This window comes from Bacillus sp. JJ864 (assembly GCF_036963045.1).
Lineage (GTDB): Bacteria > Bacillota > Bacilli > Bacillales > Bacillaceae_G > Bacillus_A > Bacillus_A pseudomycoides_C.
The window spans coordinates 28,238-39,679 of the sequence record NZ_JBALLY010000121.1 but is presented as its reverse complement, the minus strand read 5'-3'; the positions used below and the strand labels follow the sequence as shown (position 1 = coordinate 39,679).

The window sequence follows — 11,442 nt, the reverse complement described above, 5'->3', positions numbered from 1 at the left end:
TTATTTTGTTGTATACATTACAAGCGCTTTTTGAATGCTATAAATACTATCGTCTTTTCTAAATTCTTTCGTAATTGGTGAATGCATACCAGATATCCAAATTTTTAATTCAGCATCTAAATCAAAATGCCCAGCTGTTTCGATGCTAAATTGTGTAATACTTTTATAGGGAATAGAATGATATTCCGTCTTTTTACCAGTCATACCTTGTTTATCTACTAAAATCATACGGCGATTTGTAAATACGATTAAATCACGAATTAACTTATAAGCGTGTTCTACTTGCTCATCATCAAGCATAATTGCTTGTAAATCGCGTTCTACTCCACTTATATCTGCATCAGATGCATTTCCTAAAAAACCACTAAATAAACCCATTATGAATTCCTCCTCTATGTATAGATATAGAATGAATCTCTTTTATTGTAACATGTAATGAAAAAGCAGATTCTTACTTTTCGGTATAAGAATTAAATTGTAATTGCAAAGAAGAAATTCAATACTTCATCATAATATCTTATGCTAATATATTTGTGTAAGAACTTTTTATACACAATGAACTTATGATAGAGGGACAATAGATGAATAATATTGGATTAGTTTTAGAAGGCGGAGGAATGAAGGGACTATATACAGCAGGTGTATTAGAATTTTTTATGGAAAAGGATTTGTATTTTCCTTATGTAATAGGTGTTTCAGCAGGTGCCTGTATGGCTGCTACGTATTTGTCTCGTCAAAAAGGGAGAAATAAGAAAGTAAATACAGAACTTGTAAGCGATCCACGCTACATCTCATTTCGTAATTTTTTACGAAAACGCCAATTGTTTGGGATGGATTTTTTATTTGATGAAGTACCTAATAAAATTGTACCATTTGACTTTCAAGCATTCCAAGACGGGGCAGAACAATTTGTTATAGGCACAACGGATTGTGAGACAGGAAAAGCAGTGTATTACAATAAGCATGAACATGGAGATGATATTTTAAAAATTATCCGTGCATCAAGCTCTGTCCCATTTATTGCACCAGCAGTTGAGTATGAAGATAAATGGCTACTTGATGGAGGAATTACTGATCCAATTCCGATTCAAAAAGCACAAGTTGATGGATATCAAAAAAATGTTGTGATTATGACAAAGCCAGGGGGATATAAAAAGGAGCCAAGTAAGCTAGGGTTCATGGCGAAATGGTTATACAGGAAGTATCCTAATGTGGGAAATCGTCTTGTTCAGCATTCTGAAATCTACAACAATACTATATCCTATCTCTATTCAGAAGAACAAAAAGAGAATTTCTTTGTTATACAACCGAGTGTTCAATTACCTGTAAGTGGATTGGAACGTAATCAAGAAAGATTGGTTCATTTATATGAACTTGGTTATAACGATGCGAAGAATCAATTTGAGCAGTTAAAAAAATGGCTTAAATAATATATGAATAAGTGGTCGTTCGCATTTTGAACAAGAAGCAGAAATACCGATTAAAAACGGGATAACAGCATAGAATTCAAGTTAATTTCATTTACCGTATTTTTACAATTTTAAAAAACAAATCGTTCTCAAGATTCACATCTATATTCAATTTGAAAAGGAAATTGACTTCTAACATTAGAATTTAGTATCTGATATGTAAATAAGGAGGACTATGATATGAGAACTCAATTTCACCACATAGTAAGGGGAATTCTTATAAAAAACGGAAAACTTTTAGTAGCGCATTTTAAAGGACATCACTCTTTTTTACCTGGAGGACATATTGAATTAGGTGAGTCAGTCGAAAATGCACTTAAACGAGAATGGGAAGAAGAAATAGGTGTTTCTTGCTCAATCGAAAAATTCCTTGGCGTAATTGAAAATCAGTGGAGAGATGGAGACACACTGCACTATGAAATTAATCATGATATCACGTTCATGCAAATCCATATCATTCAACAATTGGCGGATTCAGTCTCGGTGGTTTAGCAGCTTTTTATGCAGCGTTGCAATATCCAGAAATCTTTGGAAATGTTTTATCATTGTCTGGTTCTGTACATTGGAAAAAAGAAAATTACGAAGGATCACACCCTTGGATTAAAAATCAATTTAAAAGAAGCAGCACATTACCATTACAGATTTATATGAGTGCTGGGGAACTAGAAAATAAACCATTATTAGAAGCAAATAGGAGCTTATCACAAGTGCTTAAAGAAAAGGAATATCAAATTACTTACGTTGAATTCCCTGGTGGTCACGATGTATTGTGGTGGCATAAACAGTTTGCTCAAGGGATAGTAGCCTTACAACAATTAAAAACACCTATGAAATAATAAAAAGGGAAGAGTAAACATATGAAAGATAGAGAAAAAGATTTAGATAAGGCTTTAAAGAAACAAGAAATTTTAGTAAAAGATGAAAAAGTATGGTCATTTACGTATGAAGATCATATAAGTTCGATTATTAAACGCTCGCAAAAAGAAGGTGTAATGGATAAAAGTCTCTCTTATAATCCAGAAAAACAGCTTTATAAGACGATGAAGGATGAACATATATTGCCGAGGTAGATTGAGCTTTCGAAAGAGATCGATACGTTGAAGGAGAAGCTGCATACATGCACAGAAAAGGAAGTTGCTGCTGCAAAGGTTGAAATAATAAATAAAAAAATTTACGAGCATAACTTAACTTGTCCGCCGTCAGCGCAAAAAAATGAAGATAAGTAAACCGAGCTAATTTGATAGTAAAATTTGTTATCATCTAAGAAAATAAAAGCCATATTAAGAAATTCTCCCCAAAATAACAAGGGAGAATTTCTTTTGCTTAATAATTGTATTATGTTAACTAGAAAGTACAAATTGATTAAAGGAAAAGTAGGATAGAACCGAATTATGAAAAATTGTTATGTACACAAGTTTCTGTATATATTTAGGAAACAAGATATCGATGTTGAATATAAAGCAAAAAGAAAGTTTACAAATAAAATGTTAAGTGTGAGCCAATAAAAAATTTTTATAACTGTGATGATTAAACGTAAAATTTCTGTGGCTGTGTGTGTGAAATTTTTTAGCTTATATTTACATTTATGAAATTTTAAACAGGTATATAAATATGTTATTGATTGTTTCAAAAATCTCCGTTTCATCTCAAAATGTATAGTTTACTTAGTTATAGAGATATGAAACCACTTTTATTTTATAACTGCCGATAATAAATATTATGTAAACTGCAAAAAATAAATTAACTTTTATTAAGTAAGTTTGTGTCTGGTGTCTGGCGACACAAACTTGGGGACTGTTACGACACAAATCTGGGGACTCCCCCTTTGCGACACAAACTTGGGGGACCCTTTTATTCTTGTAGGTATAATTTCGTTAATAAAAGTGACGGAATTATACCCACATAATACACGATATCTTTAATTAAATTAACTTTAATATGTTTTTCACTATATACACTTATATGAACAGCCCGAATAATTAATGAAATTTAAACCAGGCAAACCATTTCCCTTGTTTATTTTTAGTTACAAAGATTTGTCCATGTGACGCATCGTATGCTGGTAAATATTGCGGGAATAATATTTCTACAAACCAAGAATTATTTGCTATTTCCTCTCCGCAATAATGTTTTGCCATCGCATAATAGGCTTCTGGATGTGGTGATTTTGGAAGATATGCTATAGTTTCTATTTTCCAATCTTTGTACTTTTTATCTGTATAAACTTCGGGAATAATTGTATTCAACGCTTTTATAAGACCACTCTCTGAACTTACATGTCCTATTTCATTTTGCTTAGGACATGTGCCATTGTTAATCAAGAATGGTACATCTTCGTTTAATGAAGCAAATGATTTTTTAGGATGTATCAACATTCCTAATACAAAAATAGAAATAACAACTTGTAAATACCGTGTTTTTATTGGATTATACAATCAGAATACTCCTTCATTTTTTAATTAGGTGTATAGACATTTAATATTAAAATCCCGATAATTAATATGACTATTCGTTTTATCATTCTATTCACTCCATAACTTTTTTTATAGAGTGTCTCTAACGAGATATACTTATGTATATAAAGAGCTCTTCGGGTTTAAATTCAAGAACATGAACATAGTCAGCTTATATAGTTCGGTGAGAATCCCATTGAGACTTCAATCTATAATATCTTAATTTGTTTTGTACCTTTGTTCTAATTTTTCAATTGCTTGTTGCATAGGATTTTTATATTCACTATACCTTGTATTATTTTTAAGAATCATACAAGGTTTTGCTTTTTCAATAAATGTGATTTGCTGTTTTATTTCTTTGCAGCATTCGTTTTGAGTATAAAATATGATTTTACTATCAAGTGTTTTAGGAATTAATGCCGCAAAAAATGGTACAGTTTGATACACCCTAGGGGAATTGTCGTTATGCCTCATCTCTCCTTGTTGCAAAGAAATTAATGCGTCCTTTAAATGCATAGAAAAACTGTCTAATAAAATATAAGAAATTAAGTGATTTATAAACCACTTTATACTTGCTAGATTACATTTTTCAAAGTCCAATAAAAATGGCTTATATGTGTCGTTTAAGACTTCGTGCAAATACTTTCTAAATCCACCATTATAGTAAGTAGAAAAATTTTTATATTTATAATCAAATTCAACGCCTGTATTCCAGTAATCTCCTGATTCAACCATCCATATATTTGTAATTGCTTCTACTTCTTTACGCCACTTCATATACGCTAGCGCATATACACAAAATTCTCCATCCATTCTAGATTTATGAAATAATTTTATGCACTTTCTGTGATCTTTAAGGATGTGTTGGCGTATAAACCTTGCTATAGATTTAAATGTTTGTTTGGTACTAAGGTACACCTCATAGCGAACAGCTTCCTCTATTTCTTTATTTGTAAGATATTTATTGTCAGTTCCTTTATTTAATCGATAACTGAATACGTTATCGTGAAGCATTTCCGAAGAGACGTCATAATGAATAAGGTTGCAGAAAATTTAGGAATAGATCTTGAGAGCGAAGATTATAAGTATCTATGCTCTAATGTTAAATTGATTAGCTTGTATGAATTTGAAACAATGATATTTCAAAAAGAAAATGTGTTTCAATTACTCACGGATAATAGTCGTAATGAGGAAAAGTGGTTTGATTTTACATTCATTGATTATAGTAAAAATGAAAATACTGGGGTGATTGAAGGTATTTCTCAAACAGTCGCAAGTATGAGAGAGATTTTAGGTGATTTCGCAGAGGGATTGGTCGAAGAAGGTTTCATAACGAAGTGATAACCTCCTATATTTTGGAGTTTATTTAACATGGTTACTGCTTGGGCATACTGCAGGAGTAGTAACCAAGTTTGTGTCGTTCTGCAGAGCAGTCCCCACATTTGTGTCGCAAATTGTTAAGGATACTCCGACACAAATGTGGGGACTTTTCCTTATAAAATACAAAAAACCTGAAGAATTTGAGTCCCCAAGTTTGTGTCGCCAGACAGATACCTCCCTTGTCCAGTGACTAGCGCCATAAATCTCCCTACTCTTACGACACAAAAATAACAACGGTTTTTGTGAACAGAAAAAGACTTACATTAACGAGTTTTTATTTAATGTTAAGTTTTTCTAAGGAAATTGCAAAAGAAAAAGCACTCGAAAGAGCGCTTTTTATCAATTGTTTGTTTAATTTGAACTTTGTTTATTTTCTTCTTTAATCTTTTCAATTTCAGCTTTAACATCATCAGAAATTGCGACATCAATCTTTCCTTTAGCTTTTTTGTATTCTTGAAATAATGTGTTCACATTTTGATTAAATGTAATTAATGAACCGCTTGGTGTTATCATTTGTTCTTTTAAAGAAGTTATGATTCCATGCATGTTTTTATACTCATTGTACACTTCTTCATATTTTTTAGGCTGTTCTTTTGCGGCTTCAGAAATTACCTTTAGTTCTTTTTCCATTCTTTCGTAGATTGTAGGAATTAGAGAAGTCATTGAAGCTTTAGCTGTTTTACTTTCAGATAGAGCTTTGTTGAAATCTCTATGGTTATTTATCGCATTTGACCATGCTTCTGAATACGCAGGTAATACAAGGTCAGATAAAGCGCCCATCAATTCGAAATCATTATAATATTTAGCAGTAGCTGTTAAATATGCTTCATTTTAATTTTTTCAAAATAAGATATGGTCCACTTCACCGAGACTATTAAAATGTGTAAGTACTTTTTTGGGTATTATTAAGTAGTGAAATATATGGGCATACTACACTTATTCTAACTAGGAGGTGCTCCATGAAAAAGCAATCGAACGACTCTCATCGCACTGGAGATGAGAGATTCAATACAGCTGGACCTACTACTGACGAAGCAACTACGAGTTATGTTCGTGCAAAAGATACTTCTCAATCTAAAGGGAAATCTGGCGATGAATTATCTACTAAAAAAGATATCCTATAGTTAAAAATGAACTTTTTAGTACATGTTTTAGAAAGATTTATTCAAAAAGCATGGCAAATTACCATGCTTTTTTGGTGTGTATTATGAACTGGTTTTAGTTAATAAAGCACCGATAGCACCGCTAAATCCAGGATATTTAAAGAAAATAGATTATTTCCACCAATCATCAAACATAGTTGTAGGAAGTTGTCGTTTATGTTCTGTAACTAAGTATCGTTTTTCGATTGCTTCTGCTACTTCTTTTGACACTTGCTTACCTTCTAGATAATCATCTAGTTCTTCATAAGAAATTCCTAATTCAGTTTCATCTGCTTGTTGTGGTTTATTATCTAATAAATCCGCAGTTGGAACTTTTAAATACAATCTTTCCGAAGCGCCTAGAGCTTTCAATAGTTCTCTTCCTTGTCTTTTTGTTAATCCAGACAACGGTAGAATGTCAGCACCACCATCGCCGTATTTCGTAAAGAAACCTGTTACAGCTTCTGCTGCGTGGTCTGTACCAATTACAAGAAGGCCATTTTGCCCACCTACTGCATATTGTGAAATCATTCGAACTCTGGCTTTCACATTTCCTTTATTGAAATCTGTAAGTTGCTCTTTTGCATCTTTTTCATATTGCTCTGCAAAAGCGTCAACTGTCGTTTTAATATCAAATGCAAGTTCTTCATCTGCTTGGATGAATTGTAATGCTGCTTGTGCATCATCTTCATCTTTTTGAACGCCGTAAGGTAAGCGAATAGCTACGAATTTTACATGATGTCCTTCGGTTCTTAGTTCTTCTATCGCTAGCTGAGCAAGTCTTCCAGCTAATGTTGAATCTTGCCCACCGCTAATTCCTAAAACGAAGCCTTTTGCTCCTGTTTTAAGTACGTACGCCTTTAAAAAATCGACTCTTTTACGAATTTCTTGAATAGGATCAATGACTGCTGATACATTTAAGTCCGACATGATTTTTTGTTGTAAAGTTGTCATTTTAAAATCTTTCCTTTCAGTTTTTAGTGTTTTATATGAAATGTAATCCCTATTATTGATACAAACCTTTTTCTTTAATGTAATCGTAGCAGCTATCCGGGAGAAGGTAACGCGGTTCGCCGCCTTTAGAAAATTCTTCGCGTATATATGTAGAACTAATTTCCATAGCTAATCCTTTATCGATTAATTGAAACCTACCATCATCATGATTACGAAGGAGAGCGGATCGACTAATCGTTTGAAGCATATCGATACCATCGCGTGCCATAACGATAAAATTATTTTCACTTATTAATTCTTTATCCATCTTCCATTTTCCATCAGCAATATCTACTAAAAGGTCTGCACCCATGATAAAGAACAATTCCGCTTCTTTTAATATAGTCCTAAAATGCTTCATTGTATAGTATGTATAATGTTTGCCTGGTAATACGTTTAATTCATGAGTGTCCAAAATGAACTTCGGGTTATCTTGTATGGCTAAATTAATCATCTTAGCACGGTGATCACCGGTCGTTTGTATTTTCTTATCAATGCGCATGTTTGTAGAAGGTAAAAAGATAATATAATCTAGTTTTTTACGATGTGCTACAGTTGAAGCAGTCCACAAGTGAACATTTGTGATTGGGTCAAATGATGAACCGTATATTCCAATTCGTTTCCCTTTTTTAAACAGTCCGCTAATATCTTTTTTTAGATTCAACTCTTGAAGATACTCCATACTTTTCGTTGATTCGATTTCATTTATTTTCATTTTCAATCATCTCCGCAACTTTTTGTTTTACTTCCTCAATATTATTCATTTTGTTGTCCCAACACTTTTGACTAAAGTCCAAAGGATATTCTTCCGGATTTAACCCGCGTTTATATTCATCCCAAAGCAAATCTAAGTTGTCCTTTGTGAATTGCTGGACTTCTTGAAGTGATGGAGATTGATATACACACTCGCCTTCTATGAAAATATCGTGATGCAGCTCTTTAGCTTCAAAATTAGTTACAAATTTACTTATAAAAGTATGCATTGGATGAAACATTTTTAACCGATCTTCTTCAGCTGGATTTTCTACCTCTAGCGCGATGTAATCTCCTTCTGATTTTTTGTTTATCGTATTAATAATACGGTATACTTTCTTAAGACCTGGAGTGGTTACTTTTTCTGGATTGGAACTGATTTTAATTGTATCCACCATTTCACCGTTCTGATCTTCGATGGAAACAAGCTTGTAAACGGCCCCAAGCGCAGGAGAATCATACGCTGTGATTAATTTTGTTCCAATCCCCCAAATATCAATTTTCGCTCCTTGTGATTTTAAATGAGTGATCGTTTTTTCATCTAGATCATTAGAGGCAATAATTTTTGTTTCTGTAAATCCTGCTGCATCTAACATTTTTCTCGCTTCTTTAGATAAATAAGCTAAATCTCCGCTATCTAATCGGATTCCTTTAAAGTTAATTTGATCGCCAAGTTCTTTGGCCACTTTAATAGCGTTTGGAACCCCTGATTTTAATGTATCGTAAGTATCTACTAAAAATACACAATCCTTATGTCTACGAGCGTATTTATGAAAAGCGGTATATTCATCGCGATACGCTTGAACCATTGCATGTGCATGTGTACCAACTACAGGAATTCCAAACAGTTTTCCAGCACGTACATTAGATGTAGCTTCAAATCCGCCAATATACGCAGCTCGTGTGCCCCAAATCGCTGCATCCATTTCATGAGCGCGGCGAGTTCCGAATTCCATTGCAGTTTGTTCACCTACTACTTGCTTCATTCGCGAAGCTTTTGTTGCAATTAATGTTTGGTAATTTACAATGTTTAGAATAGCTGTTTCAATGAGCTGGGCTTCTACTAAAGGTGCTTCAATTCGAAGCATTGGTTCATTCCCAAAAACTAATTCACCTTCTTTCATTGAGCGGACAATTCCAGTAAACTTTATCCCTTTTAAAAACGCTAAGAAATCCTCTTGATATCCTAATTCATCGCGAAGATAGGCAAGATCACTTTCAGTAAAACGGAAATTTTGTAAGTAATTTATGATTCTTTCTAAACCAGCGAAAACAGCGTACCCGTTTCCAAATGGAAGTTTTCGAAAGAATACCTCGAATACTGCTTTACGATCATGTATATTGTCTTCCCAGTATGTTTCCGCCATATTAATTTGATAAAGGTCAGTATGTAATGCTAAGCTATCATCTGTATATTTATTATTCATTATAATTCCCTCCAATTATTTCATATATTATATGTATGCACCGATAATATTTAACAATTAACAAATTGTTAAATATTAATTTTAAAAAAATTAATATCTAGCCGTGTATATTGGTTGTACTATTTCCATCTCTACAAAACGATATAATTGTGCGGATTTTTTCGATGTTCGCTGAGTCGTTTGTCCCGTAACTTCTTGAATGAACGGCAAAGTTTTTATTTTTCTCGCGAATGCCTGCCCACTCTTAATTGCTGGGTCTGCAGTAACAGTCAATAATACGGCTTGCAGCTCAGAGTATGTAAAACTCTTTGGTAAAAAGTTTTTTGCTACTGTTGTTTGAAGTAAATCAATTGTAATGACTTTAATTGCGTCACTTATGATCTGATTATGATCAAAAGCTAAGTCTAATTTTAGTACTTCATCAATTGAAAATAATGCAACTTCTGCAGCATCATCATTAGCTTGACGTTTTTCTAAATAATACTCTGGTACAATCGCATAATGAGCGTTAGAAATAATCCAACCACGCGGGTCACGACCGGGTTTATCATACACACCATAATGCTTAATATGTATACCTTCTACACCTGTTTCTTCCTCTAACTCTCGCTTTGCCGCTTCAAACGCTGTTTCATCCTCTTGTACAAAGCCGCCTGGTAACGCCCATTTTCCTGCTTCAATATTAGATTTCCCTTCTGAATTGGTTAATGCCCGTTTTATCAGCATTAATTTCAGAGCCATAACAGGGGGTTTATGTTCTTCTTTTTCCTCAGTAACAATAGTAAATACTGCGATATCTGATGTATATCCATCAGGAGTCTTATATTTTTTCACATCATATTGTGTTAAAGCTTTTTGATTTGACATGTATCTCCCTCCTATTTGTACCTTACCTTACTTTACAAATTTCTTTCTTTTTAATAATTAACAATACGTTAATTATTAATTTAAATTATGCACGAATTATATTTATTTGTCCATAGAAAGTTTTTAAAATTCCCATATATAATAGATGATTTGAAATTAAAATATTAACATGTAAGGCTGTGAATCAAAACTTACAGCATTTCTTTATCTTCTTTTTCTTCCTCTGTATTCGTATCTGAAAAGATGTTAGTAACAACATCAACTGTAACTTCAACTACGAATTCACATAAGCCAGCTACCACTTCTTCAATCACTTCATGCATATTCTCTCACTCCTCTTTTTGTAAATGTATCTTTAGTATATAAGCTGGGTATTTTTAAATGCTATTGAAGAAGATGACAGATATCTTACAGTTTTGTAAGACTAATAGAAAGAATGATTTGTCTGACAAATACGTACAATAAATAGATTAAGATTTTCTTTTACTCCATTTCACTTCACCGCTATTAGGATCATCATGCGTTGGTTTTGTAAATTTATAGCTTTCCCATTGCATCTAACAATTAAGAAAAAGCGTTCTCTAATCGTTGGCGCACCAAAATTGCTCTAAGCTCACGCCTATCAACCCTTGTTTTTTAAGCATTTACAAACAATTGCTAGATATGTGGAGTAACTATTTTTTATAGTTGATGTACATTTATATAAATATTTTCTTGCTATTGGAGGGATTTCCTAATGGTTGATAATATGCAATAACTGATTCAAGAGCATAAACAATTTTTCCATCATGATCATACAAGAAGTCTTCAATTCCACCTTGAACAATTAGAAAAATTAAAAAGTTCTATTCGACAATATGAAAATCAAGTGCTGAGCGCATTATATCAAGATTTACACAAAAGCGAGTTTGAATCATATGCTGCAGAAATTGGTTTCGTATTTAACAGTATCAATTTT

Annotated in this window: 14 protein-coding genes and 3 pseudogenes; 8 read left to right on the top strand and 9 right to left on the bottom strand. The window is 32.9% G+C overall.

What is annotated here, in order from left to right; genetic code table 11:
• Nucleotides 1–378 (bottom strand): PH domain-containing protein, encoded by a 378-nt coding sequence (locus V7024_RS18040; RefSeq protein ID WP_335522385.1) that lies wholly within the window; start codon nt 376–378, stop codon nt 1–3.
• A 203-nt stretch (nt 379–581) separates the two neighbouring features.
• On the opposite strand from V7024_RS18040, the gene V7024_RS18035 reads away from it, so the two are divergent.
• The 5 genes and pseudogenes from V7024_RS18035 (at nt 582) to V7024_RS18015 (ending at nt 2,695) form a co-directional block, all read left to right on the top strand.
• The gene (locus V7024_RS18035; RefSeq protein ID WP_335522384.1) at nt 582–1,430 is read left to right on the top strand and encodes a patatin-like phospholipase family protein; all 849 of its coding nucleotides are present in this window, start codon (nt 582–584) and stop codon (nt 1,428–1,430) included.
• Nucleotides 1,431–1,649: 219 nt separating this feature from the next.
• Nucleotides 1,650–1,898 (top strand): annotated as a pseudogene (locus tag V7024_RS18030) (NUDIX domain-containing protein); the annotation flags it as partial.
• 2 nt (nt 1,899–1,900) lie between these two features.
• A pseudogene (locus V7024_RS18025) lies at nt 1,901–2,305 on the top strand (alpha/beta hydrolase); the annotation flags it as partial.
• A 21-nt stretch (nt 2,306–2,326) separates the two neighbouring features.
• Nucleotides 2,327–2,539 (top strand): hypothetical protein, encoded by a 213-nt coding sequence (locus tag V7024_RS18020; RefSeq protein ID WP_335522382.1) that lies wholly within the window; start codon nt 2,327–2,329, stop codon nt 2,537–2,539.
• A 27-nt stretch (nt 2,540–2,566) separates the two neighbouring features.
• Nucleotides 2,567–2,695, top strand: a complete 129-nt coding sequence (locus tag V7024_RS18015) for a hypothetical protein (protein WP_335522380.1) — start codon at nt 2,567–2,569, stop codon at nt 2,693–2,695.
• A gap of 753 nt (nt 2,696–3,448) precedes the next feature.
• On the opposite strand, the gene V7024_RS18010 is transcribed toward V7024_RS18015, so the two are convergent.
• Nucleotides 3,449–3,904 (bottom strand): hypothetical protein, encoded by a 456-nt coding sequence (locus V7024_RS18010; protein ID WP_335522378.1) that lies wholly within the window; start codon nt 3,902–3,904, stop codon nt 3,449–3,451.
• Between the two features lie 237 nt (nt 3,905–4,141).
• Nucleotides 4,142–4,936 carry a hypothetical protein gene (locus V7024_RS18005; protein ID WP_335522376.1) on the bottom strand — a complete coding sequence of 265 codons (795 nt, stop codon included), beginning with the start codon at nt 4,934–4,936 and terminating at the stop codon, nt 4,142–4,144.
• An 18-nt stretch (nt 4,937–4,954) separates the two neighbouring features.
• Between V7024_RS18005 and V7024_RS18000 the strand changes: the two genes are divergently transcribed.
• Nucleotides 4,955–5,263 (top strand): hypothetical protein, encoded by a 309-nt coding sequence (locus V7024_RS18000; RefSeq protein WP_335522374.1) that lies wholly within the window; start codon nt 4,955–4,957, stop codon nt 5,261–5,263.
• A 390-nt stretch (nt 5,264–5,653) separates the two neighbouring features.
• Here V7024_RS18000 and V7024_RS17995 read toward each other — a convergent pair whose 3' ends face one another.
• Entirely contained in the window at nt 5,654–6,082 is a 429-nt protein-coding gene (locus V7024_RS17995) for a hypothetical protein (protein ID WP_335522372.1), read from the bottom strand.
• 179 nt (nt 6,083–6,261) lie between these two features.
• Between V7024_RS17995 and V7024_RS17990 the strand changes: the two genes are divergently transcribed.
• The gene (locus V7024_RS17990; RefSeq protein WP_335522369.1) at nt 6,262–6,426 is read left to right on the top strand and encodes a hypothetical protein; all 165 of its coding nucleotides are present in this window, start codon (nt 6,262–6,264) and stop codon (nt 6,424–6,426) included.
• A gap of 150 nt (nt 6,427–6,576) precedes the next feature.
• Here V7024_RS17990 and nadE read toward each other — a convergent pair whose 3' ends face one another.
• The 5 genes from nadE to V7024_RS17965 all read right to left on the bottom strand — a co-directional run bounded on the left by nadE (nt 6,577) and on the right by V7024_RS17965 (nt 10,807).
• Complete coding sequence (gene nadE, locus V7024_RS17985) at nt 6,577–7,398, bottom strand: ammonia-dependent NAD(+) synthetase (protein WP_335522367.1); 822 nt, start codon at nt 7,396–7,398, stop codon at nt 6,577–6,579.
• A gap of 52 nt (nt 7,399–7,450) precedes the next feature.
• Nucleotides 7,451–8,152: a nicotinate (nicotinamide) nucleotide adenylyltransferase gene (gene nadD, locus V7024_RS17980; protein ID WP_335522365.1), complete on the bottom strand. Its 702-nt coding sequence runs from the start codon at nt 8,150–8,152 to the stop codon at nt 7,451–7,453.
• Entirely contained in the window at nt 8,139–9,617 is a 1,479-nt protein-coding gene (locus V7024_RS17975; RefSeq protein ID WP_335522362.1) for a nicotinate phosphoribosyltransferase, read from the bottom strand. The genes nadD and V7024_RS17975 overlap by 14 nt, the downstream gene beginning before the upstream one ends.
• A 90-nt stretch (nt 9,618–9,707) precedes the next feature.
• Nucleotides 9,708–10,484, bottom strand: coding sequence for an NUDIX domain-containing protein (locus V7024_RS17970; RefSeq protein WP_335522360.1), 777 nt, complete (start codon nt 10,482–10,484; stop codon nt 9,708–9,710).
• A 191-nt stretch (nt 10,485–10,675) separates the two neighbouring features.
• Nucleotides 10,676–10,807: a hypothetical protein gene (locus V7024_RS17965; RefSeq protein ID WP_335522358.1), complete on the bottom strand. Its 132-nt coding sequence runs from the start codon at nt 10,805–10,807 to the stop codon at nt 10,676–10,678.
• 434 nt (nt 10,808–11,241) lie between these two features.
• Here V7024_RS17965 and V7024_RS17960 point away from each other — a divergent pair.
• Nucleotides 11,242–11,442, top strand: a pseudogene (locus tag V7024_RS17960) (aldehyde dehydrogenase); the annotation flags it as partial.